Raw genomic sequence first — 23,039 nt, 5'->3', positions numbered from 1 at the left:
ATAATATGATGCCAACTGTGGCAAATTATCAGCCAAGAAGCAAAGTCAGTGTAATCAAATATTACCGCGACAAGATCAAATTAAAGCGAACACCATAAGCCAGACATAAAAAAAGCGTACTGCTTAGGTACGCTTTTAACTGTGATATAAATCAATTTGTTACAGATATTATCTGCGTTTGCGTCGTGATTGTGTCTGACTTTGTGCACGACGTTGTTGATGTTTTTTGACGTTCTTACGAATTTTTCGGCTCTTATTGTGGTCAATGCGTTTTTCATCTACCGCCACTTTCGATTGAGTTTCCACTGTTAATGAAACCAATTTGCGATAGTAGTTGACGTCTTTGAGGCCTAATTCAACCCAACCGCCCATAGGTAAGCGACGATCCATTTGCAAATCACCGTAGCGAACTCGAATCAGACGGCTGACTTGTACATCTTGGCTTTCCCAAAGACGACGTACTTCACGGTTACGTCCTTCGGTAAGCACAACATGGAACCAATGATTACGACCTTCACCACCTTTGTAGGTGATTTTGTTAAACTTAGCCATGCCATCTTCAAGCTTTACGCCATGACGCAGACGTTGCAACATGGCTTCGTCTATTTCACCAAAGACACGAACCGCGTATTCACGCTCGACTTCATGGGATGGGTGCATCAATCGATTCGCCAATTCGCCATCATTAGTGAAAATCAACATACCTGAGGTGTTGATATCCAAGCGACCGACGGCAACCCAACGACTGCCATCAATTTTCGGCAAACGATCAAAGACAGTTGGACGACCTTCAGGATCCTTACGAGTACACATTTCCCCTTCGGGTTTGTTGTACACTAATACTCGACAAGGTTGGCTTTCGGCATCGGCAATTTTAACGGCGTGACCATCAATACGTATTTGCTCAGTACCATCAACTCGATCGCCTAAATACGCGACCTTACCATCGACACTGACTCGGCCTTGGCTGATAACACCTTCCATTTCACGGCGTGAACCTTTACCAGCGCGTGCCAGCACCTTTTGTAATTTTTCAGACATTTAATCTTCTCATTCATGTGCGTTGCCTTCGCGGCAAGTTATGCGTCCTCTGTCACTGCTTGCGATTGCTTATCATCGACGTCGATGTCGCTAATATCCAACAATGGCGGTAATTGTTGCAGTGATTTTAAGGAAAAATAATCCAGAAACTCTTTGGTCGTAGCAAATAATGCTGGGCGCCCTGGGACCTCTTTATGGCCAACCACGCGTATCCAATCTCGTTCTTGTAACGTTCTAATTATATAACTACTTACCGATACTCCGCGAATATCTTCTATTTCGCCTCGTGTAATCGGTTGTCGATACGCAATTAACGCCAGAGTTTCTAGTAAGGCGCGTGAATATTTCGGTGCTTTTTCTTTATAAAGCAAAGCGATATAGTCACTAAATTGCTGCCTAGCTTGGAATCTATAGCCAGAGGCAACTTCGACCAATTCAATTGCGCGTGCATCATAATCGTTTTGCAGCTGTTGTAAAATAGTTTGCAGCCGTTTTTTTGAAATACTGGCTTGTTGTTGCAAGGTTTCTTGCATGGTTTTAATCGATAACGGTACTGCCGAGACGAATAACATCGACTCAACCACAGATTTTAAAAATTCATCTTCAATTTTTGCCATTATTGTTATTACCTTAAACGCACCTGTATCTGACCAAAGGCATTGGCTTGAATGCATTCAATCATAGATTCTTTTATCAATTCTAAAATCGCCAAAAATGTTACTACAACGCCGGCCTTGCCTTCTTCTGGCTGAAACAATTGACTGAATTCGCTGTAGCGCTGTCTATCAAGACTGGCTAGGATCAGACTCATTCGTTCGCGAGTCGATAGACTTTCCCGTTCGATATGGTGATGTTCGAATGCCGCGGCGCGTTTTATCACCCCTTGCATCGCCAATACCAATTCTTGTAAATCGACGTCAGCTTCCACCAATCTTGGTTTAAAGCCCTCAGGTAACTTGGCACTGGCTTCAAAGTGATCACGTTCCATTCGCGGCAGTAAATCCATTTGTTCAGCGGCCTGCTTAATCACCTCGTATTCCTGCAAGCGTCGTATCAGTTCAGCACGGGGATCATCATCTTCGTCTTCGATATCTGTTTTTGGTAACAATAATCGCGATTTAATTTCTGCCAAAATCGCCGCCATCACCAAATACTCAGCCGCCAATTCAAGCTTTAAGTCTTTCATGAGCTCAACGTAGTCCATGTATTGGCGAGTAATTTCGGCTATTGGCAGCTCAACAATATCGAACTTTTGTTTGCGGATCAGATACAACAGCAGATCCAATGGCCCTTCAAATGCTTCTAAAATAATTTCCAAGGCATCCGGCGGAATGAATAGGTCTTGCGGTTTCTCGACAACGGCTTCGCCATGTACCACAGCCAACGGCAACAACTGTTGCAGCATTTCACCTTTGTTATTATCTAGTGCTACCGAGGTCTTATCCATAGTTAATGACGATCAGCCAAATGGCTCAGGATCCCCTTCACCAACACGTAAAATTATCGGGTAGTCTTCAGTAAAGTCGATTACCGTTGTCGGTTTCTCACCGAGATAACCACCGTTAAGGATCAAATCGACATGTCGCTCTAAGTTATCGCGGATAAGCTCAGGGTCAAATTCAGCCATTTCATTACCGGGCAAGATCAATGTCGTCGACATCAAAGGCTCACCAAGCTCTTCCAGTAAGTCTTGGGCGATTTTATTTTCCGGTATGCGAATACCGATGGTTTTCTTTTTGGCATTAAGTAAACGCCTTGGTACTTCTTTGGTGCCCTTAAAAATAAAGGTATATGGACCAGGGGTATTGTTTTTCAATATGCGAAAGTTAGCGTTATCGACTCGTGCGTATTCCGCCAACTGGGATAAGTCGCGACACACTAGGGTAAAATTATGTTCACGGCTGATGTCGCGAATGCGGCAAATGCGATCTAAGGCCTTTTTATCACCAATGTGGCAACCCAACGCATAGCCAGAATCTGTAGGGTAAACGATTACGCCACCTTGCTGAATAATTGCCACCGCTTGACGTATTAGTCGTACCTGCGGATTATCAGGGTGCATGTAAAAAAACTGACTCATTAAATTTCCTTAATTCCAGTGACGCCAGATACCGCTCACATCACTTTTTAACTGCAGATTACGCCCTAACTCACTCCATCGGTTAGGGTAATGAAAATCGGAACCTACAGACGCTTCTAGTCCATACTCATTACAGAGTGTGACCAACAACTGACGTTGCTGCTCATTCATTTGTGGCGAAGCCACTTCCATAGCATCGCCATTTGCGGCTTTAAAATCAACAATTAGTCGACGTAACCACTTGGTTGATAAGCTATATTTCATTGGATGCGCAATAACGCTATGACCACCAGCGAGATTAATCACTTCGATTGCTTGTTCTATTGAACACCACAGAGGCTTAACAAACGCGCGTTGACCTTTACCGATATATTTATCAAATGCCTTTTGCATGGTGCTGACATCGCCGCGATCAAACAGCACCCGCGCAAAGTGAGCCCGCGTTATGGTGCCATCTCCTGCGTATTGCTTCGCTTGTTGGTAGCAATCAGCAAAGCCAGCCTTAGCCAGTTTTTCAGCCATTAACGTCGCCCTTTGTTCGCGAGCTTGTTGCTGTTGTTCAATCAAAGCGGTTAATGCCGGATGTTGGGTATCAACATTAAGGCCAACAATGTGAATTTCAAAATTTTGCCACATCGTTGATATTTCAATACCACTGATCAGGCGCAACTTTAATCCTTTTTGCTCGATATAATCTTGCGCTAGCGCAAATGCCTGTACGGTATCATGATCGGTGATGGCCAATTGCTCGATTTGGAAGGTCGTCGCGCGCTCGACAAGTTCAGCGGGTGTTAAACGTCCATCAGAGCAGGTTGTATGCGAATGCAAATCAACGCGTATTAATTTGTAATCATCTGACATATTTTCTGCGCTTTGTATTGACTTCATGGTCGTTTTACGTTTTCCTATAAATAATCAAGCACTTTAGGTGTTTATCAATTAAGATAAGTATCTAAGCATTTTACGTGTTTACAGTTGAAATTAACAGGCAACGTACGCTATTTAACCGAGAATACGCTGCTCTGAACAACAAACGAATTGAAATAATGATGACAAACGCAGCAACAATGACAAATATCTGGTGGTGGCATAACCTTGACTAGTGGGTTATGAGTCTTGCTGCATGCAGTTTTTCTAAAGCCCGCTCTTATAGCGGGCTTTTTTGTATTTGCTTACTGATCACCCGAGTGGGCATATTCGTAAATCTGATTTGATATAAAAAACGACACTTTCTGAAATTAAACGGAATTCTATAAGATGTTAACAAATAAAGTAAAAACGTGGTTTATCTGGTGGCTTCAGCCACTTTACGCCGGATAAATAATCTCGAATTACACATTAAGGTAAACCATGAATACCAACACTGAACAAAACAATCTATCTGCGGTTTGCGACTCATTACGAGTTTGCACGCAAACGCTGGCTGCACCGTATCAGTCAGACCCATTAGCGCTATATCAAAAACTCAGCCAACAAAGTGAGCATTCGCTATTGCTCGAGTCGGCCGAAATAAGTGATAAGCGCGCATTAAAGTCTCTTATTCTTGTCGACGCGCATTTAAAAATCGTATGCAATGGCAATCAAGTAACCATCACTGCGTTGCAACAACAAGGCCACTTATTGTTAAGCTACTTGCAATCAACATTGGCACAACAATCGCAAATAAGCCTTGAATTAAGCAACGATACTTTAGTGGTCGAATTTGCAGACAATGTCCAGCAACTCGATGAAATGTCGCGATTATTGGCCACCAACCCAATGCAAGTTATTCGCCAAATTCAACAAGTTAAAAGTGACGACCACCCATTTTCGGTGTTTTTAGGCGGTTGCTTTTCATTTGATTTAATTACCATGAGCGAAACCCTGCCAACGGTTCAAGACGGAGAAAACAGCTGCCCTGATTATGTATTTTATTTTGCCGAATCTTTGATTGTTATCGATCATCAACAACAAAGCAGTGAAATCATCGTCAATAGCTTGATAACCGATGACAGCCGTCATGATGACTACATCTTAAAAAGTAAATTACGATTGGCAGAATTGCAGTTTCGTTGTGAAAAAGCTTACATCGGCGCTGATCTGGATTTGCAACGTAAAACCACGCAACACGCCGATGTCGATATTGGTGATGAGCAATTTTGCCAACAAGTAGAAACCTTGAAAGAAAACATCAGAGCCGGTGATATTTTTCAGGTCGTGCCATCCCGTGGTTTTAGCTTACCATGCCCAGACTCACTACTTGCATATAAGGCGTTGAAGAAAACCAACCCAAGCCCTTATATGTTTTACTTAAAAGATCAGGACTATTGTTTATTTGGTGCCAGCCCAGAATCGGCATTAAAGTTTTCCAGTGAATCACGCCAAGTTGAGCTATACCCGATTGCCGGTACTCGTCCACGCGGCTTTCGCAGCGATGGCCGTTATTGTGACGATCTTGATGGTCGTATTGAATTGGAATTACGTAACGATGAAAAAGAAAAAGCTGAGCATTTGATGTTGGTGGATTTAGCCCGCAATGATATTGCCCGAGTTAGCGAAGGCGGTACGCGCTTTGTCGCCGAATTATTGAAAGTGGACCGCTATTCACACGTTATGCATTTAGTGTCTCGCGTCGTCGGCACCTTACAGCCGCAACTTGACGCCCTGCATGCCTATCAAGCCTGTATGAATATGGGTACGTTGTCCGGCGCACCTAAAGTGATGGCAACCAAACTTATCCGCCAAATAGAAGGCAAACGCCGTGGCAGTTATGGTGGCGCCGTTGGTTACCTTACCGGCCAAGGTGAAATGGACACGTGTATCGTGATTCGTTCTGCCTTTGTCCAAAACGGCCGCGCCTTAGTGCAAGCCGGAGCAGGTGTCGTTTATGACTCACAGCCCCAAGCGGAAGCCGACGAAACCAGACAAAAAGCGCAAGCGGTGCTAAATGCGATTCGCATCGCTAATGCCAACGTAGACGCTGTGCACGAGCAAGGAGCTTAAAATGACCAAATTATATATGCTCGATAATCTTGACTCGTTCACTTACAACCTGGTCGATGAGTTTAAGCGCTTAGGTTATGAGCCGGTGATATATCGTAACAACCTAGATGCGCAGTTTATTTACGACAAAATGCAACAAGAATCAGACGATGTCATATTGGTATTGTCACCTGGCCCCGGTAATCCGCAAAACGCTGGTTGCTTAATGGCATTGATCGATTTGTGTCGAGGACAATACCCCATATTAGGTATTTGCCTAGGTCATCAAGCCTTGGTTGAGCATTACGGTGGCAAAGTTGACCGTGCTGGCGAGATTGTCCACGGCAAAGCGTCGAGTATTGTCCATGATGGTTTTGGCCCTTTTAAAGGACTACCGTCGCCGTTACCTGTGGCCCGATATCATTCATTAGTTGCGACAAAAATGCCCGATAGCTTAGAGGTCATCGCTGAATATAATGAGCTGGTGATGGCACTCGCGCACCAAGACGACAAAGTTCTTGGTTTTCAATTTCACCCGGAATCGTTACTGACCTCAAAAGGCAGTGTGTTATTGGCGCAAAGTTTTGCCTACTTAACCGGTGAATTAACATCAACAGAACGGCTAACAAGCCAAACTGACAAGGAATGATGATGAGTATTTTACAAACATTGATCGACGGTAATGATTTAACTCAGCAGCAAAGCCAACAATTTTTTGCTGAGGTCATTCACGGTGACGTTGACGCTAACTTGCTTGCCAGCGTATTAACCGCTTTGCGCATCAAAGGGGAAACGCCAGAAGAGATTGCCGGCGCTGCGTTAGCGATTCGCGCCGCAGCAACGCCATTTCCACAGAACAACCGCAAATTAGTCGATTGTGTCGGCACCGGCGGTGATGGGCACAACACCATAAACATATCCACCACAGCGGCACTGGTCGCTGGCGCCTGTGGTCTTGATGTCGCCAAACATGGTAACCGCAGTGTCTCAAGCAAATCCGGTTCAGCCGACCTACTTGAAGCGTTTGGTGTGAAACTGGACATGGCACCATCAACAGCGCTGGATTGCATTGAGCACGCAGGTACTTGCTTCTTGTTTGCGCCGCGCTATCACATGGGCTTTAAACATGCCGCACCTGTACGAGCGGCAATGGGCGTTAGAACCTTATTTAATATCCTTGGCCCATTAGTCAACCCTGCCGCTCCCAAAGTGATGTTGCTTGGCGTATACGATAATGCGTTATTGATGCCAATGGCTAAAGCGTTGCAATTAACCGGTGTCGAACGGGCATGGGTCGTGCATGGTAGTGGTTTAGATGAAGTGGCGATACATGGCGAGACGGAGGTGGTCGAAATCAACGGCGCGCAAATTACTCAACATATCGTATCACCGAGCGATTTTGGCTTGGCCACTCACCCGCTAGAACAAATCAAAGGCGGCACACCTGAAGAAAACGCAACTTATAGCATGGCCATTCTTGAAGGTCATGGCGCCCCTGCTCATACCGCAGCGGTGATCATCAATGCGGCGGCCCTACTTTACTTAGCGGGCAAAGCCGATGATTTACAACAAGCGGCAGAAAAAGTGACCGAGATCATTGGCCAAGGCTTGCCCGCAAAAACTCTTAAAGCGTTGGTTGAGGTAAGTAATGGCTAACATACTAGAAAAAATTGTCGCCGATAAACGTACCGAAGTTGACGCCTTAAAGCAGCAAATGCCATTGGCTGAGTTTATAGACGATTTAATGCCAACAGATCGCGATATGTACGCGGCGTTGTCACAAGACAATGCCGGTTTTATTCTTGAGTGCAAAAAGGCCTCACCATCAAAAGGGTTGATTCGCGATATCTTTGACCCCGTTGAAATCGCCTCGGTATACCAACAATATGCGGCGGCGATATCGGTGTTGACCGACTATAAATATTTTCAGGGTAAACACGATTATTTACAGCAAGTTCGCCAAACAGTGCAATGCCCGGTTCTTAATAAAGACTTTTTTATCGATGAATACCAGATTCATTTGGGCCGTTACTATGGTGCCGACGCCATACTATTGATGTTAAGCGTATTGGACGATCAACAATACAAAGCACTGGCCAAGGTCGCTGAACACTACAATATGGCGATATTAACGGAAGTATCAAATGTAGAAGAAACCCAGCGCGCAATCGATTTAAATGCCAAGCTCATCGGTATTAACAATCGTAATTTACGTGATTTAAGTACCGATTTAAGCACCACCTTTGAGCTTGCGACGATGATCCCTGATGACCGATTAATAATCTCTGAATCAGGTATTTACAACAATAAACAAGTACGAGAGCTGGCGCCGTTAGCGAATGGCTTTTTAGTCGGTAGCTCAATAATGGCAGAAGAGGATATCGATCTTGCCTGTCGTCGCTTAATCTATGGCAACAACAAAGTGTGCGGCCTAAGCAGAGCTGACGATGTTATCGCTGCCGCTAAAAACGGCGCCGTGATGGCTGGAATGATCTTTGTTGAACAGTCACCTCGTTATATATCTGTTGAGCAAGCCATTGACGTGCAACAACAAGTCGCCGAACGCTTTGAACACGGCATCGATTACGTTGCAGTGTTTAAAGATCAACACATCGACGATGTCACCGCCATTTGCAAACAATTGCACATCAACGCAGTGCAACTGCATGGCAACGAAGATAGCGAATACATTAACACTTTAAAACAACGACTTGATGATAAAATACGCATCATTAAAGCATTGCCTGTGGACGCGGAGATAGCGCCATTTACGCAAGGTGCCGATCTGTACTTATTGGACAACAAACAAGGCGGTTCAGGACAAGCTTTTGACTGGTCAATAGTGCAAACAAGCAATAACGACTTTAGTCAATGCCTGTTAGCCGGTGGACTCAATTGCGACAATTTAAACTGCGCGATAAGACTGCTAAACGATCAAGATATGCAAGGTGTTGATTTAAATTCCGGCTTGGAACTGGCACCAGGTGTTAAAGATGCCGACAAAATACAGCAGGCCTTTGCTCTGCTGAGACAGTATTAATATTTATTAGGTAACCAACGATGACCAACCTAAGTAACAAGAAAGACAAAACCATGGATGCCTACTTTGGCGAGTTCGGCGGCATGTTTGTCAGTGAATTACTGGTACCCGCACTAGAGCAACTTGAACGAGCTTTTGTCGACAGCCAAACCGATGAAGATTTTCAACAGCAATTTAATGAATTACTGGAAAAATTTGCCGGTAGACCCACGCCATTATCCTTGTGTCGTAATTTGGTGAAAAACCCGAATTCGAAGATTTATTTGAAGCGAGAAGATTTATTACACGGTGGTGCGCACAAAACCAATCAGGTTTTAGGTCAGGCGCTACTGGCAAAACGCATGGGCAAAACCGAAATAATCGCCGAAACCGGCGCCGGTCAACACGGTGTTGCAACAGCAATTGCTTGCTCATTATTAGGTCTAAAATGCCGCGTTTACATGGGTAAAGTTGACTGTGACCGTCAACAACCGAATGTGTTTCGAATGGAATTAATGGGCGCAAAAGTAATCCCGGTAACAGCCGGCTCTGGCACCTTAAAAGATGCGGTTAATGAAGCGCTTCGAGATTGGTCGGCAAATTACGATACCGCGCACTATTTACTTGGCACGGCAGCAGGCCCGCATCCGTTTCCAACCATCGTCCGTGAATTTCAAAAGATGATCGGTATCGAAGCCAAACAACAGATATTGCAAGAGCAAGGTCGTTTGCCCGATTACGTTGTCGCTTGTGTCGGTGGCGGCTCAAATGCGATTGGCATGTTCCACGACTTTATCAATGAAGACAAGGTTAAACTTGTTGGTGTTGAGGCCGGTGGTAAAGGCGTTCAGACTCACCATCATGGCGCCACACTGGTTGCTGGTAGCAAAGGTATGTTACACGGTGCCTATACCTACATAATGCAAGACAAGTATGGTCAGATAGAAGAGTCTTACTCGGTATCTGCGGGCTTGGATTACCCAGGTGTTGGACCACAACATGCAATGTTAAAAGAAACAGGACGTGCCCAGTACGTACCGATTAACGATGATGAAGCACTAGAAGCGTTTCAAGCTCTATCACGCAATGAAGGTATTATTCCAGCCTTAGAATCATCTCATGCGCTAGCGCATGCGTTAAAAATAGCCGAAAGCGCCGAACAGGAAACGGTGATATTGGTTAATTTATCCGGTCGAGGTGACAAAGATTTGAGTCACGTTATGGGGATTTTGTCTGGTGAAAATTATCGGGAGAAAAGCTAATGACTGAAGTAAGTCAGTTAGGTCAACGCTATCAAGATATGTTCGACAAGCTTGAACAGCAACAACAAGGGGCCTTTATCCCATTCGTTACTATTGGCGATCCTAATAAAGAGCAATCTATTGCCATCATTAAAACCCTTATTGATAACGGTGCCGATGCGTTGGAGCTGGGTATCCCCTATTCGGACCCAAGTGCCGATGGATTAACCATTCAGCTGGCGGCAAAGCGTGCGCTTGATGCGGGTATTAATACCGATATCTGTATTGATATTTTACAACAAGTTCGCGCTTATGCACCGCATATACCAATAGGTTTGCTTCTATACACTAATTTAGTCTTTGCCCGCGGTATTGATAGCTTTTACGCCGATATGAAACACGCTGGGGTCGACTCAGTATTAATCGCCGATGTGCCAATGCGAGAAAGTAAACCGTTTGAGACGGCTGCTGCTAAGCATGGTATTGCACCAATCTTTATCGCCCCGCCAAACGCCAGTGACGAGACGTTGCAGCAAGTTGCCGCGCATTGTAAGGGCTATACCTATGTATTAAGCCGAGCTGGTGTTACCGGTACGGAAGTTAAAGCCAATATGCCCGGTAAAGAGTTGATCGATACCTTACGTCAATATCATGCTCCGGCACCGGTATTAGGGTTTGGTATTTCTAAACCTCAGCAAGTATCTGAAGCAATGAACAATGGTGCCGATGGCGCCATAAGTGGCAGTGCGGTGGTCAATATTATCGCCGAAAACCTTGATGACAACCCTATGATGCTAGACGCATTAAGTCGCTTTGTTAAAGACATGAAAGCGGCGAGCTAGCTTAGGTTTTCATTTTAATATCGACATAGAAAAGGGAATGCACTGCATTCCCTTTTTTTGTATAGTGTAAGCACAGCAAGGAGAACGTATGTCTACTTTTTGGATCATCACCCTGATCATTGCCTTTATCATCAGTGGTATCTATGTCGTCTATAAAAGCGCGAAAAAATTTAATCTCAGTGATGAGCAACTTAAACGCATTAAAGAACGCAACAAGCAACTCGATGCGCAAGATAACAGCAACAAATAATTGCTGTTAACTGCGATAAATGGTTTGAATCAGATGAAAACCAAACTGGGTTTTCACTGGGCCATGCACTTTAAGCACTTCTTTTTTAAACACCACATCGTCAAATGGTTTTACCATCTGGCCTTTGCGAAACTCCCCTAAATCACCACCCTTCTTACCAGATGGGCAGGTTGAATGCTTTTTCGCTAACTTACCGAAATCTTCGCCCTTTTCGATTTGTTTTTTTAGCTTTTCAGCCATTGCTTTATCTTTTACCAAAATATGTCGGGCACATGCTGTGGCCATAGAAACCTCACTAAAATTGTGAAAATTAGAATATACAAAAAACCTGTCGGTTATTATAACTCAGACCAGTTGCATCTTTACAGCTGCATTATAATTCTGGACAATAGCGCAAATCACTGTGGAGATATTAACTATGGCAAACCTAGATAATCTATTTGAAAATAACAAAGCCTGGTCGGAAAAAATAAAACAAGAGCAACCAGATTTTTTTGAAAAGTTATCAAAACAACAATCACCTGAATACTTATGGATTGGCTGTGCTGACTCTCGAGTGTCTGCTGACCAATTAATGGGGTTAATGCCAGGAGAAGTGTTTGTACATCGCAATATCGCCAACCAGGTAATCCATACAGACCTTAATTGCCTATCAGTAATCCAATATGCCGTTGAAGTGCTAAAAGTTAAGCACGTTATCGTATGTGGCCATTATGGCTGTGGTGGCGTTGCCGCGTCATTAGATCAAAACCAATACGGTTTAATTGATAACTGGTTACGTCACATCAGTGATGTTTACCGTTTCAATAAAGAACAAATGGAACACTTAGAAGGTGAAGAGCGTGTCAATCGCTTGTGTGAATTAAACGTTGTTGAACAAGTCGCTAACGTAGCCAACACAACAACCTTAATCAATGCGTGGGAAAGTGGTCAAAAAGTCACTATTCATGGTTTTATCTACAACCTTAAAGATGGTGTATTGCAAGACCTTGATGTCAGCGTAAACGCGCCGCTTTAACCGCTGCACACCTCAGCTAACAAATACAAAAGCCAGAGTTCCCTCTGGCTTTTTTTATGCTTTATTAACAACGATAGCGTCATACAAGATGCCCCATGCCTAATGCTTAATGCTTAATGCTTACGCTGATGACTATGGCGAGACGCTCTGTTAGCAACCGTAATTTGACACTTGGTCATCAAATAACAGACATAAAAAAACCAGCCGAAGCTGGTTTTTTCATCGCAGAAACTGGGATTAGCCAAGTTTCTTCTTACGATCTGCTGTATCGCGGATGTAAGATGCCCAAGCACGAGCGGCTTTACGAGTTTTAGGATCTTTTTGCGCTTCTTTAATCATCTTGGTCGCTTCAGAGTACTTCTCTTGATAGAAGTATGCTTCAGCTAGAGTCATATAGACAGAGCCTGTGTTTTCGATACCTAACTCAATAGCTTTTTTAAGAGCTACAGTCGCTTCGTCAAATCGCTCAGACTGCTGTAGTAGCATGCCTTGACGACGATAGTGTTTAGGGTTATTTGATAATTTCGCAGTTTCACCGAAGTATTTTGCTGCTGTATCAATTTGCTGCGCTGCATGGAATGCGTTTGCCATAGTAAACAAGTTCGCATCTGTGCGCTGGATTAACCCACTATCAATGTACTTTTCCATCAGCATTGCTGCTTTGTATGGAACATCACCTTGTTGGTAAAGGTTCGCAAGCATCTTGATTTCAGACTCTTTAGTAAGGAAGCCTTGTTGATACGCAATATCTAGCGTATACAATGCTTTCTTATAGTCTTCAACCAAGGTGTAGAACATACCTAGTTGAGTCCACCATTGCTTGTTCTCTGGGAACAATTGCAATACTTCTTCCAATACACCTACTGCAGGCTTGTATTGTTTACGCTCGTAGTAAGACGTTAACTTCAAAATGTACGGGTTTTGATTAGGCTCTTTGAATAAAGCAATTGCTTTATCCGCTGGCTCAATCATTTTATCCAATTGCTTAAGTTCATAGTGAGCTTGGGCAATTTTAACGTACGTGTTAGCGTCTTCTTCACAGGTAAAGTCCATCCAAGCTGCATAGTTAGTTAATGCGTCTTGATACTTCTTTTCTTGCATTTGCAAGTCAGCAAGTAGTTTGATGGTATCAGCATGCTCTTTTTCATTAAGCACCTGGTCTTTTACAGAGCTTTCAAGGAAAGGCAACGCTTTTTTAGAGCTATCGCCACCTTTGGTTGCATACATGTTAGCGATGAAGCGATCAATATACGCACGATCGTACGGTTTGCTTGCTTCAACGGCTAACAAGATATCTAAAGCGTCGTCAATACGATCTTCAGAGTATGCTTCGAAAGCTTTCTGTACTTTTTTACCTATGCTCGGACCAACAATCTTGGTACGAGGTTTTTTAGCGTTTGGGTCCTTTGGACAATTCGCGTATGCATGCGCTGTACCGGATAAAGTAGACGTTGCTACCAATGCGATTACAGCAGAAGTGCTAAGTAGTTTTTTCAACATTACTGTGCCCCTCCTTCTTGGTTCATCTTGAAGTCAAGCTGAACTGTCATACCGGTTTGTTTAATCGGCTTACCATCAACAACTTTAGGCTTATATTTCCACTTACGAAGCGCTCGTTTGGCTTCTTTGTTGAATATACGCTTTGGTTGTGCGGCAATAATTTCTACATCTTCTACACCACCAACTTCATTGATAGTGAAACGTAGCTGTACCCAACCTTCTTTACCGTCACGCGCTGCCTGGATAGGATATTTAGGTTCGATACGAACGATTGGTGTAGCTTCACCATCGCGACCAAAACCTGCACCTGGTGCATCCATACCCGCACTCGTACCTGACAACTCAACACCAGGAACATTAAACGATACACCTGAGTTATCGTTACTTGTCTCTGGCTCCGGAGCTTGTGGCTTCGGCGGAGTCTTAGGTGGCGGCGGCGGCGGTGGTGGTACTCGTCTGCGTTCCTGGACTTTCGACTCAGGAGGAGCTGAAACGATATCGATAATTACAGAATCCTGATTATCGGCATTACGTTTGGCGCCACCTGAAATCAAATATGCCATGAAGACAAATAAACCAAAGGTTACAGCAACGCCTAGTAGTATTGATACTAAAAAGCGAACCATAATTAACCACCCGATGCTGCAGCAATGGAGATCTTATCGATTCCTGCATCCTTGATTGCATCCATAACCTTAACAACTACGCCGTGTTTAGCGCCTTTGTCAGCTTGGATAATTACGATATCGGTTGGTTGTTCAGCAAGTAGTTTTTCGATGTTAGCGGAAACTCGCTCTACATCAACTACACGCTTGTCCATCCAGATTTCACCATTCTCACGAACAGCAATAAAGATGTTCGCAGATGGTTTTTTACTTGCATTGGCCGCTTTCGGCTTTTGCACATCAATACCAGCTTCTTTAACAAATGAAGTGGTTACGATGAAGAATATAAGCATAATGAATACGATGTCTAGCATCGGCGTCATATCTACTGCAGCTTCGTCGTCTTCACGAATGCGTTTACGTGCCATGTGAAAATCTCTCTAGTGATGAGGCAAGCTATCAACTAGCTTAGCCTTCGCCATTTTTACTTTTGCGTCTAATCTGGTACTGAAGAATACACCAGATAGAGCCGCTACCATTCCCGCCATTGTCGGGATTGTTGCCATTGAGATACCATCCGCCATAAGGCGAGGGTTACCTGTCCCTTGTGTAGCCATTGTTTCGAAAACTGCAATCATACCGGTTACAGTTCCTAACAGACCAATAAGTGGACACATGGCTACAAGAGTTTTGATAGTCAGCATACGCGCATCTAATATCTCTGTCGCTTCAGAAATCCATGTATCTCTAATTCTATGAGCATACCATGAAGTCGTATCAGTTCGAGCATCCCACTTGGCAACAATGTCGCCTTTCATTTTCGGGTAAACTGCTGTTAAGAACCAATACTTCTCAATCATTAATATCCACATTAAGAAGAGTGCCACGGCAACGAAGTATAGAACCCCACCACCGGTGGCTATAAATTCCCTGACAGATTCCCAAAGCTCTATCAGGTATAACATTACTGTTTCTCCTTCTCGGCGATCTCAGCGATGATACCAGCGCTTTGCTCGTCAAGGATGTGGAAGATTTGCTTACCACGACCTGCCACAATAGAGTGGATTAGGATTAGTGGTAGTGCAGCGATTAGACCCATAGCAGTTGTTACAAGTGCCATAGAGATATCACCAGCCATGATTTTCGGGTCACCAGTACCGTATAGTGTGATTGATTGGAAAGTACCAATCATACCAACAACTGTACCAAGTAGACCTAGTAGCGGAGCGATAGCTGCGAAGATTTTGATGATATTAATACCACGTTCTACCTTCGGAGTTTCACGTAAAATTGCTTCATCAAGTTTAAGTTCTAGAGACTCGGCATCAACACCTTTGTTCTCGTTGTAAACTTGTAGCATGCGACCTAATGGGTTGTTAGGGTTAGGTTGCGCTGTGTTCTTAAGCTGTGCACGGATTTTCGCGCCCATAGCACCTAGGTAGATTAGACGCTCAAGAGCGATTAATAGACCTAATACAAGAACAACAGTGATTACGTAACCAACCGTACCACCTTGGTGGTAACGCTCTTCGTAAGTCGCTTTTTGCGTTTCTAGGTTAAGGATTGTACCTTTTGACGGATCAAGGTATAGAGCAGCATAGCCTGAAGTGTTTTCAGTGAATGGTGCTACAGTACCAACGATAGAACCGCCTGGTTGCTTACCTAGAGGTTGAATTAGTGATTGCTCATCGTTGTAGTTCAAGTAACCAACATCTGCAGAGATAAGGTTGAAAGAACCAATACGAGTAATTGATGAAGGGCTCTTAGAACCGTCTAAGTTAGTAATTTCTGCTTCAAAAGTAGCAACTTTACCAGACTCAGTCATCTCAGTTTGAAGAGCAAACCAAAGTTCTTCTAATTCAGAAAGAACTGGAATTTCTTTTGCGTTAGCTAGTTTCTCAAGTACTTGCTCACGACCTGGGTATTGAGCGCTAACTACTGAAGTAGCGATACGACCGTAGGCGTTACCTGATGCACGACGTACAACACCAAACATCTCACCTAAGTCACCTTTAGCTGCTTCAAGCTCGGCTTCTTTATTAGTAAGAGTGGTTTCGTTGTCAGCAAATTGCTTAGTCAAACGTTGGTTACGTTCGTTTTCAGCATTACGCTCAGCTTTCGCTTTATTTAAAAGCGCTTGCTTGTCAGAACGCTCAGACAAGAATTCTTGCTCACGTTTTTTGTCAAGTTTTGCTTCTGATACACGATCAGCTTTGATCTGTTTTAGTAGGTCGTCTAACTGGTTAGCGTTTGCAGTAGTCGCCATGCCAGCTGTAAGAGCCATAGTCGCAGCAATTGCTGCGTTTTTAATAAACTTATTCATTATTCACCCGCTGCATATACTGGTAGTTTAACTAAGTCAGGCGCAGACTGCTTACGAGCCATACGAATTGCTTTAGTGATTGGGCTTAGGTATTCGTCTTCCAAAGACTTCCAGTTGCGCTCGCTGTGATCCCAGATCCAAGCGTTTTTCAAATCTAGTGATTGAGCAACTAATACAGTACGACCCATGTGTACGAAGTCGACGGTGATAGTTTGACCTTCAAATTGTAGATCGCCTTGGTACGCAGAGAACATTGAACCGTAATCGGTTTCAATTTCGTATGCTTCTAGAACTAAGCGGAATTGCTCAGCTACAGAGATACCTTGACGGGTCATCACGTCGTTAAGGCGTGCTAGACGCTCTTCACGATCTTGAAGGTTTACAGGGATATCAGCAGCTACAAATTTCTCTAATGATTCAATCATCTTGTACATTAGAGGAACAACACCTTTTTTGGTGTCTTGAATAGTACCGATTTGACGCTCTAGCGAATCAATACCTGCTTGCTGATCATCAACCAAACGCTGAATGTGATTGTTATACACTTTCAAGTTTTCGGTTTCATCGACAACATTACGGTACTCAGCTAGAAGCTCTTGAGTTTGCTCGTAGATGTTGTTGATTTTATCTTGTGACTTAGCTGATGCGTTTACTTTAACCGCTTCAGCCTTCTGAAGTTCGTTTAGGCTGCTAGCAGAAGCAACGTTGCTGCCTGCTAAAGCCAAAGCGCCGATAATCGTAGACGCGATTAGGCTTTTCTTGCTCATTTTGGACATAGTTCCCAACCAATTGCTATTTAACTTTGTTCCATTAAATCCTATATATGGATTTCCGGATCTGAAAGAGGCTACAGATTATAACCCAATCAGTGCTCTCAAGTTGTAATAAAACAGAAACACAACAGTGTTAACCTAATGTGTCGTAAACAACACGTTACGTTAGCAAAATTATGGTTCCTGCTCTGTTTCTCATAAAAAGACAGCTCTATATAAGACAATAGCTAGCCGCTAATGTCAAACATTTTGCATTAATCGACAAGAATGTGTGTAAAAAGCACAAGATACGTACTTTTTTTAACCTTTTTATGGAAAGCAACAACGAAATTGCATTCGGGTAACATTCTTACTAAGGTCAGAGCGATAGTCAAATATAAAATTTTGATCAATTTGTAACATATCGGCTGCCTTGGCTTACAATAGTAAAGTTTGGCTATTTTAACAACACCTTAGGTTAAAAAGTAAACGATAACCATTGCTTAATCTGATTAATGTTTCGCCACCCACCTCTCTTATTTTAGCGGTTTTACCAGCTGAATTTGCCATGCTAACGGCAGGTTTTGCTCATTAGAAACCACATCAAACAGCTCTAATTTAAGACCATTAACGGCAATTAGCTGTGTTATTTTACGCTTTTGTTTGTCATCAACAGCGGCGTTAATAAGATCAGATAGTCGCTCTACACTGCCCTTTCGCTCACTTTCAAAGGCAGAAAACAACGAACTAACTTGCTCAATTTGGCTAATTGACTGCATACAAGACCTTGCCAACAAGTGAAAATTGGTTGCTTTGAAGGCATATTCGTCCTGTTGGACAAGTTTATTCATGATCTTGTTCAATTTATTACGATGTTTTTCCGCAAGCGGTGCGCCTTTACCTTGTTTTTGCAGCGTCTGGCATAAAGATTTCAAGGTATCTATTGGCCCACCTTTCTTTGCAAGTTCGATATTCATTTTCAAAATTGCAGAGTTAGGCTTAACGATAGTCGATTCGCTATTGTGGACGACAAACTGAGCTTTGCCACCAGGCTTTAAACAACGAGCCACGTGCACTAAGGTTTTGTTCCAATTAGCATACTCAATACCAAATTGAGAGACGATTAAGTCAAAACAATCATCGGTAAATGGTAATTCTTCGGCATTAACATGATCATGAAACTTGGTTGTCTCAGACCGTGTTAACAAGGATGATTCGATTTGTAGTTTGGCTAAGTCAATGGCATCAACAGCCGGCAACGAATTTTGTATATTGTCATCATACAATAAGGAGACAAGCGCGCCGTTACCGGTCGCAATATCCAACACTCTATGCGATTCATTAAGTGGTGCAAACAATGCCTGCCAGACTTGCTTTAAAGGCCCCGAATAATTGCCCTTGATGTCTTCGCCAAATGACGTTAAGTGACCTTGTTGCCAATATTGGCTCCAATAATTACTCATTTTTTATTCCGTTTTTTTTCGATGCCTAGATTATGCCCTGTTGTGACGTATTGGCAAGGAAATTTAAAGGCGAAATGGTGATATCTCGGGTCAAATCTTTACCAATAAAGCCAGATTCATTAGTAAACAGATAGGCGTCAGCTAAAGGCTATTGCTTTATTGTCTTTTTAACAGGCCAGAGCCGATAGATGGCAATAAAGCTAATGCCTATTGGCAATGGCGGTAAAGTTCAAAATAACGCTTGTATCGCATTGATATGGCAAGAGATAGTTTAGAGTCGCGCTGATTTGCTTTAGATAGCGCTGAATTGGTTTGATTAAATTGGATTAGTGTAAATAGACCCGTAGTGACAAAAGCCGGCGTTACAGCAAGCCAATGAGCTGTTAAATCCATCCATGCACAAGTCCTCCCTATCCTCCATCCATGGCTCGGCAGAATATGCACAAGGATGTGAGGTATGCAGCGGTGGCAGGAAGCCAATGAGCTGTTAAATACATCCATGTACAAACCCTCCCTATCCTCCATCCATGGCTCGGCAGGATAAATACATCCATAGCTCGGCAGAATATGCACAAGGATGTGAGGTATGCAGCGGTGGCAGGAAGCCAATGAGCTGTTAAATACATCCATGTACAAACCCTCCCTATCCTCCATCCATGGCTCGGCAGGATAAATACATCCATAGCTCGGCAGAATATGCACAAGGATGTGAGGTATGCAGCGGTGGCAGGAAGCCAATGAGCTGTTAAATACATCCATGTACAAACCCTCCCTATCCTCCATCCATGGCTCGGCAGGATAAATACATCCATGTACAAAAAAAGGTCGCCGAAGCGACCTTTTTCAATTTGTAACTACTATCAGTTCTTAGAACTTGATGTTGTAGCTTACACGGTAGTCACGACCAAAGTTGTTGTACAAGTTTTGATCGGTCCATTGACCTAGAGAGTTCAATACTGGGTCTTCGTCAGTTAAGTTGTTAACTTGGAAAGTAAGTGCACCCCAGTTACCTGCATCATAAGTTGCAGTTACGTGGTGAACAGTCCAGTCATCCAACTTACCGTCTTCTTCTAGCTTGCCATCAACAACACGTGAAGATTCTGAAGTAGAAGCAGTGTAGTTAGTAGTCCAAGCTAGGCTGAAGTCGTTCATTGACCAAGCGATAGTAGCAACCGCTTTGTGATCAGGAGCGCCTGCAGTACCAGCGTAATCGATGTCTGAACCCCATTCGAATACGAAAGAGTTAACCATGTTGAAACGGAAGTCACCGAAACCAGTTTCGAAGTTAGCATTGAAAGTTAAATCAAGACCTTCGATATCTAGAGTATCTTCAGTGTTGAAGTAACCAGTACCAGCTTCAAGAAGACCACCACCTGGAGAACGGATTAGGTAGAAAGTCTCGTCAGAAACGTCAGTACCTGGAAGAACTGCAGTGATTTCACCTTGGTCTTCATCAGTCAATAGTGATTGAACAGTCTTAGTAGAGATTGCGTTATCAATTGATAGCATGAAGTAGTCAGCTTTAACACCCATGTCATCAGTGATATCCCAAGCGATACCTAAGTTAGTGTATTCAGATTCTTCAGCACCTAGGTCTGGGTTAGACTTGTAGTACGTGTCGAATTGACGCTCTGGACAATCTTCAGGAGCAACACCTTGTGACTCACACTGACGGTAATCAGTCGCTGCTTCAGCAGAGAAAGTTGTTGCAGCGTTAAGCTCATCTAGACCTGGAGCACGGAAAGACTCTGAGTAAGATGCACGAACTACTAGACCGTCAAGTGGTTCCCAACGAAGAGCAGCCATTGGCGCAGTGTTGTCACCGAAATCTGAGTAATCATCGTAACGAGCAGCAAAGTTCAACTCTAAGTTGTCAGTTACTGGCATTTGTGCTTCGTAGAAGAAAGCAGTAATGTCACGCTCACCGGCAGCAGAGTTACCTGCAGAACCACCGATTAGACCAGCTTCAGACTGACCGTCGTATAGATCTGAGTAAGTTTGTTCCATGTACTCAGCACCGAAGTAGTGAGCAATGTCGCCACCTGGTAGCTCTAGGAAGTCAAAACCTAGACCAGCGAAGTATTGGTCAAACGTTGAAGAAGAATCTTGAAGAGTAGTTGCTTTCATGTTTGCAACACCTTCTTCAGAACCTAAGTCGATACCGTTAGCTTCGTTGTATGCTAAACCACCGTATGAAAGGTAGTAACGACCAACTGATTTGTTATCAGCGATGTTTCTGTGGTAGTAAACTTCCCAAGAAGCATTGTTCCAGTCTAGTTCACCACGAAGACCCGTTAGGTAATCTTGGTTGTAATCGTCAACGATACCGTCACGAGTACCGATACCAACCCAACGGAATAGACCGTATGCACCATCAACACCGTAAGGGTTGTTAGGGTTGTCAGCAGAAATGTTAGCCCATGGAGCAGCTGGTGGAGCGTAACGACCGAAAGATTCATTTTGTACGAACATCGCACGACCGAACCATTCTACGTCTTCAGCTACTTCATAGTTTGCATCTAGGAATAACGTGTTACGGTCAACAGAAGCGGTGTTGTATGAAACGTTTGCGTATGCGAATGCACAAACTTCACCTGGGTAACCTGTACCAGCTTGAGCATTCATTTTCATGAATACGTCAGAACCGTACTCTGCAGCTAAGTCATCACAAAGTGGAGATGCTTGTACTTCTGAGAAATCAGGAGCAAATACAGAAGCACCGTACCAAGACCAACCATCTGCTTCACCAGTGTAGATGTCAATCGCACCGTCACCGTTTAGATCGTTAGTTTTAGCAGCTGTGTAAGGACGGTCGCCGTCAGCGATACCTTCACGACGTTGGTGATCGAATGAGAACGTGATGTTACCTTTATCAGTAGAGTAACCACCGATTACAGAGAATTCGTTCGAAGTCGTACCTTCGTCTTGGTCACGTTGACCAGCACCGATGTTGAACTCTAAACCTTCGTAGTTCTTCTTAAGGATGATGTTAACAACACCAGCCATTGCGTCAGAACCGTAGGTAGAAGAAGCACCGTTAGTTAGGATTTCAATACGCTCAACAGCAGCCATTGGGATGGCGTTAAGGTTAGCAGATTGACCACCTAGAGTTGGTGAACCAGGTAAACGCTTACCGTCTAGTAGAACTAGAGTACGGTTAGAACCTGCACCACGTAGGTTGATGGTTGCTTGTGACTGAGCTGATGAACCTGAACGCTCAGAGAAAGAACCGAATGAGTTGAAAGATGAACCACGTAGCGCATCAGCTACGGTGAAGTTACCTTCTACTTTGATGTCTTCTGCAGTCATTACTGTAACTGGAGAAGCACCTTCAAGGTCGGTACGCTTGATGCGTGAACCGGTTACTTCGATACGTTCTACGTCTTCTTCAGCTGAAGCTTCGTCTGCAGCAAATGCGTTTGCAGAGATGCCAGCTGTAGCGCTTGCACCGAACATAAGGGCAAGACGAACTGCCTTAGCAAGTTTGTTATTGCTATACATGTTTACTCCCTGGACCACTTTAAGTGATTCGTTTGTTTTGATTTCAAAGCTATGTTGCTTTGTTAGTTTTCTTTTTATTAGGTCGGTTAGACCTGATCTGTCGACAGTGATAATAAAACGATTTTCTTTAACAGGTCAACAACATATAGGTCACAAAATTAAACTTTTTTAACAGTTGATTACATTTGGTTACCTTTGGTCGCACTAATTTGCGCATAAAATCGACACTTATCTGACTATTTATTCAACCAAAGTAGATTAAACAACACCCTAACCGGTTATAAAATACACCACACAACAACCAATAAACCCAACAATTACAGCAACTTAACCAAAAGCATTCACATATCTTCATTGTGTTTGGCATTTATTGTTTACAAATACAACAACAAAACTTATGCGTGAACATTTTTCATCCATTAAAAAAATAAGAAATAGTTTCA

At 43.5% G+C, this 23,039-nt stretch carries 22 protein-coding genes; 8 read left to right on the top strand and 14 right to left on the bottom strand.

Going from position 1 to position 23,039, the window contains the following annotated elements; all coding sequences use genetic code 11:
- Positions 1–168: 168 nt before the first annotated feature.
- The 5 genes from rluB to rnm are packed head-to-tail and all read right to left on the bottom strand — an operon-like array spanning position 169 to position 4,009.
- Positions 169–1,041 (bottom strand): 23S rRNA pseudouridine(2605) synthase RluB, encoded by an 873-nt coding sequence (rluB, locus tag E2K93_RS13560; RefSeq protein WP_135439618.1) that lies wholly within the window; start codon positions 1,039–1,041, stop codon positions 169–171.
- Positions 1,042–1,079: 38 nt separating this feature from the next.
- A complete protein-coding gene (gene scpB / locus E2K93_RS13555) occupies positions 1,080–1,658 on the bottom strand; it encodes an SMC-Scp complex subunit ScpB (protein WP_135439617.1) in 579 nt (192 codons plus the stop codon).
- Between the two features lie 8 nt (positions 1,659–1,666).
- Positions 1,667–2,488: a segregation and condensation protein A gene (locus E2K93_RS13550; protein WP_135439616.1), complete on the bottom strand. Its 822-nt coding sequence runs from the start codon at positions 2,486–2,488 to the stop codon at positions 1,667–1,669.
- A gap of 12 nt (positions 2,489–2,500) precedes the next feature.
- The gene (locus E2K93_RS13545; RefSeq protein ID WP_135439615.1) at positions 2,501–3,121 is read right to left on the bottom strand and encodes an L-threonylcarbamoyladenylate synthase; all 621 of its coding nucleotides are present in this window, start codon (positions 3,119–3,121) and stop codon (positions 2,501–2,503) included.
- A 9-nt stretch (positions 3,122–3,130) separates the two neighbouring features.
- Positions 3,131–4,009 carry an RNase RNM gene (rnm, locus tag E2K93_RS13540; RefSeq protein ID WP_228445312.1) on the bottom strand — a complete coding sequence of 293 codons (879 nt, stop codon included), beginning with the start codon at positions 4,007–4,009 and terminating at the stop codon, positions 3,131–3,133.
- 462 nt (positions 4,010–4,471) lie between these two features.
- On the opposite strand from rnm, the gene E2K93_RS13535 reads away from it, so the two are divergent.
- The 7 genes from E2K93_RS13535 (at position 4,472) to E2K93_RS13505 (ending at position 11,434) form a co-directional block, all read left to right on the top strand.
- Complete coding sequence (locus E2K93_RS13535; RefSeq protein ID WP_135439614.1) at positions 4,472–6,103, top strand: anthranilate synthase component 1; 1,632 nt, start codon at positions 4,472–4,474, stop codon at positions 6,101–6,103.
- 1 nt (position 6,104) lies between these two features.
- Entirely contained in the window at positions 6,105–6,731 is a 627-nt protein-coding gene (locus E2K93_RS13530) for an aminodeoxychorismate/anthranilate synthase component II (RefSeq protein ID WP_135439613.1), read from the top strand.
- Positions 6,731–7,738, top strand: coding sequence for an anthranilate phosphoribosyltransferase (gene trpD / locus E2K93_RS13525; RefSeq protein ID WP_135439612.1), 1,008 nt, complete (start codon positions 6,731–6,733; stop codon positions 7,736–7,738). Before E2K93_RS13530 ends, trpD begins: the two co-directional genes overlap by 1 nt.
- Positions 7,731–9,122, top strand: coding sequence for a bifunctional indole-3-glycerol-phosphate synthase TrpC/phosphoribosylanthranilate isomerase TrpF (trpCF, locus tag E2K93_RS13520; RefSeq protein WP_135439611.1), 1,392 nt, complete (start codon positions 7,731–7,733; stop codon positions 9,120–9,122). Before trpD ends, trpCF begins: the two co-directional genes overlap by 8 nt.
- Before the next feature lie 20 nt (positions 9,123–9,142).
- Positions 9,143–10,363: a tryptophan synthase subunit beta gene (trpB, locus tag E2K93_RS13515; protein ID WP_189637779.1), complete on the top strand. Its 1,221-nt coding sequence runs from the start codon at positions 9,143–9,145 to the stop codon at positions 10,361–10,363.
- Positions 10,363–11,184, top strand: coding sequence for a tryptophan synthase subunit alpha (gene trpA / locus E2K93_RS13510; protein WP_135439610.1), 822 nt, complete (start codon positions 10,363–10,365; stop codon positions 11,182–11,184). Before trpB ends, trpA begins: the two co-directional genes overlap by 1 nt.
- Positions 11,185–11,272: 88 nt before the next feature.
- The gene (locus E2K93_RS13505; protein WP_135439609.1) at positions 11,273–11,434 is read left to right on the top strand and encodes a DUF2897 family protein; all 162 of its coding nucleotides are present in this window, start codon (positions 11,273–11,275) and stop codon (positions 11,432–11,434) included.
- Positions 11,435–11,440: 6 nt separating this feature from the next.
- Here the strand turns inward: E2K93_RS13505 and ppiC are convergent, their stop codons facing one another.
- Positions 11,441–11,719 carry a peptidylprolyl isomerase PpiC gene (gene ppiC, locus E2K93_RS13500; RefSeq protein WP_135439608.1) on the bottom strand — a complete coding sequence of 93 codons (279 nt, stop codon included), beginning with the start codon at positions 11,717–11,719 and terminating at the stop codon, positions 11,441–11,443.
- A gap of 133 nt (positions 11,720–11,852) precedes the next feature.
- On the opposite strand from ppiC, the gene can reads away from it, so the two are divergent.
- Complete coding sequence (can, locus tag E2K93_RS13495) at positions 11,853–12,452, top strand: carbonate dehydratase (RefSeq protein ID WP_135439607.1); 600 nt, start codon at positions 11,853–11,855, stop codon at positions 12,450–12,452.
- 237 nt (positions 12,453–12,689) lie between these two features.
- Here can and E2K93_RS13490 read toward each other — a convergent pair whose 3' ends face one another.
- The 8 genes from E2K93_RS13490 to E2K93_RS13455 form a co-directional block, all read right to left on the bottom strand.
- The gene (locus E2K93_RS13490; protein WP_135439606.1) at positions 12,690–13,952 is read right to left on the bottom strand and encodes a tetratricopeptide repeat protein; all 1,263 of its coding nucleotides are present in this window, start codon (positions 13,950–13,952) and stop codon (positions 12,690–12,692) included.
- Positions 13,952–14,578, bottom strand: coding sequence for an energy transducer TonB (locus tag E2K93_RS13485; protein ID WP_135439605.1), 627 nt, complete (start codon positions 14,576–14,578; stop codon positions 13,952–13,954). The genes E2K93_RS13490 and E2K93_RS13485 overlap by 1 nt, the downstream gene beginning before the upstream one ends.
- 2 nt (positions 14,579–14,580) lie before the next feature.
- Entirely contained in the window at positions 14,581–14,985 is a 405-nt protein-coding gene (locus E2K93_RS13480; RefSeq protein WP_135439604.1) for an ExbD/TolR family protein, read from the bottom strand.
- 12 nt (positions 14,986–14,997) lie between these two features.
- Positions 14,998–15,522 carry a MotA/TolQ/ExbB proton channel family protein gene (locus E2K93_RS13475; protein ID WP_135439603.1) on the bottom strand — a complete coding sequence of 175 codons (525 nt, stop codon included), beginning with the start codon at positions 15,520–15,522 and terminating at the stop codon, positions 14,998–15,000.
- The gene (locus E2K93_RS13470; RefSeq protein ID WP_135439602.1) at positions 15,522–16,880 is read right to left on the bottom strand and encodes a MotA/TolQ/ExbB proton channel family protein; all 1,359 of its coding nucleotides are present in this window, start codon (positions 16,878–16,880) and stop codon (positions 15,522–15,524) included. Before E2K93_RS13470 ends, E2K93_RS13475 begins: the two co-directional genes overlap by 1 nt.
- Complete coding sequence (locus tag E2K93_RS13465; RefSeq protein ID WP_189637778.1) at positions 16,880–17,647, bottom strand: DUF3450 domain-containing protein; 768 nt, start codon at positions 17,645–17,647, stop codon at positions 16,880–16,882. Before E2K93_RS13465 ends, E2K93_RS13470 begins: the two co-directional genes overlap by 1 nt.
- Positions 17,648–18,168: 521 nt before the next feature.
- A complete protein-coding gene (locus E2K93_RS13460; protein ID WP_135439600.1) occupies positions 18,169–19,095 on the bottom strand; it encodes a class I SAM-dependent methyltransferase in 927 nt (308 codons plus the stop codon).
- Between the two features lie 867 nt (positions 19,096–19,962).
- Positions 19,963–22,596 (bottom strand): TonB-dependent receptor, encoded by a 2,634-nt coding sequence (locus tag E2K93_RS13455; protein WP_135439599.1) that lies wholly within the window; start codon positions 22,594–22,596, stop codon positions 19,963–19,965.
- Between the last annotated feature and the right edge of the window lie 443 nt (positions 22,597–23,039).

The sequence above is a fragment of the Thalassotalea sp. HSM 43 genome (assembly GCF_004752005.1).
Classification (GTDB): domain Bacteria; phylum Pseudomonadota; class Gammaproteobacteria; order Enterobacterales; family Alteromonadaceae; genus Thalassotalea_A.
Note: the sequence above shows the minus strand (reverse complement) of the source record. Positions and strands in the feature narration are given on the sequence as shown.

What these genes read in the sequence shown, in the direction of transcription:
- rluB (WP_135439618.1), bottom strand. Translation starts at nt 1,041, where the DNA reads ATGTCTGAAAAATTACAAAAGGTGCTGGCACGCGCTGGTAAAGGTTCA.
- scpB (WP_135439617.1), bottom strand. Translation starts at nt 1,658, where the DNA reads ATGGCAAAAATTGAAGATGAATTTTTAAAATCTGTGGTTGAGTCGATG.
- E2K93_RS13550 (WP_135439616.1), bottom strand. Translation starts at nt 2,488, where the DNA reads ATGGATAAGACCTCGGTAGCACTAGATAATAACAAAGGTGAAATGCTG.
- E2K93_RS13545 (WP_135439615.1), bottom strand. Translation starts at nt 3,121, where the DNA reads ATGAGTCAGTTTTTTTACATGCACCCTGATAATCCGCAGGTACGACTA.
- rnm (WP_228445312.1), bottom strand. Translation starts at nt 4,009, where the DNA reads ATGAAGTCAATACAAAGCGCAGAAAATATGTCAGATGATTACAAATTA.
- E2K93_RS13535 (WP_135439614.1), top strand. Translation starts at nt 4,472, where the DNA reads ATGAATACCAACACTGAACAAAACAATCTATCTGCGGTTTGCGACTCA.
- E2K93_RS13530 (WP_135439613.1), top strand. Translation starts at nt 6,105, where the DNA reads ATGACCAAATTATATATGCTCGATAATCTTGACTCGTTCACTTACAAC.
- trpD (WP_135439612.1), top strand. Translation starts at nt 6,731, where the DNA reads ATGATGAGTATTTTACAAACATTGATCGACGGTAATGATTTAACTCAG.
- trpCF (WP_135439611.1), top strand. Translation starts at nt 7,731, where the DNA reads ATGGCTAACATACTAGAAAAAATTGTCGCCGATAAACGTACCGAAGTT.
- trpB (WP_189637779.1), top strand. Translation starts at nt 9,143, where the DNA reads ATGACCAACCTAAGTAACAAGAAAGACAAAACCATGGATGCCTACTTT.
- trpA (WP_135439610.1), top strand. Translation starts at nt 10,363, where the DNA reads ATGACTGAAGTAAGTCAGTTAGGTCAACGCTATCAAGATATGTTCGAC.
- E2K93_RS13505 (WP_135439609.1), top strand. Translation starts at nt 11,273, where the DNA reads ATGTCTACTTTTTGGATCATCACCCTGATCATTGCCTTTATCATCAGT.
- ppiC (WP_135439608.1), bottom strand. Translation starts at nt 11,719, where the DNA reads ATGGCCACAGCATGTGCCCGACATATTTTGGTAAAAGATAAAGCAATG.
- can (WP_135439607.1), top strand. Translation starts at nt 11,853, where the DNA reads ATGGCAAACCTAGATAATCTATTTGAAAATAACAAAGCCTGGTCGGAA.
- E2K93_RS13490 (WP_135439606.1), bottom strand. Translation starts at nt 13,952, where the DNA reads ATGTTGAAAAAACTACTTAGCACTTCTGCTGTAATCGCATTGGTAGCA.
- E2K93_RS13485 (WP_135439605.1), bottom strand. Translation starts at nt 14,578, where the DNA reads ATGGTTCGCTTTTTAGTATCAATACTACTAGGCGTTGCTGTAACCTTT.
- E2K93_RS13480 (WP_135439604.1), bottom strand. Translation starts at nt 14,985, where the DNA reads ATGGCACGTAAACGCATTCGTGAAGACGACGAAGCTGCAGTAGATATG.
- E2K93_RS13475 (WP_135439603.1), bottom strand. Translation starts at nt 15,522, where the DNA reads ATGTTATACCTGATAGAGCTTTGGGAATCTGTCAGGGAATTTATAGCC.
- E2K93_RS13470 (WP_135439602.1), bottom strand. Translation starts at nt 16,880, where the DNA reads ATGAATAAGTTTATTAAAAACGCAGCAATTGCTGCGACTATGGCTCTT.
- E2K93_RS13465 (WP_189637778.1), bottom strand. Translation starts at nt 17,647, where the DNA reads ATGAGCAAGAAAAGCCTAATCGCGTCTACGATTATCGGCGCTTTGGCT.
- E2K93_RS13460 (WP_135439600.1), bottom strand. Translation starts at nt 19,095, where the DNA reads ATGAGTAATTATTGGAGCCAATATTGGCAACAAGGTCACTTAACGTCA.
- E2K93_RS13455 (WP_135439599.1), bottom strand. Translation starts at nt 22,596, where the DNA reads ATGTATAGCAATAACAAACTTGCTAAGGCAGTTCGTCTTGCCCTTATG.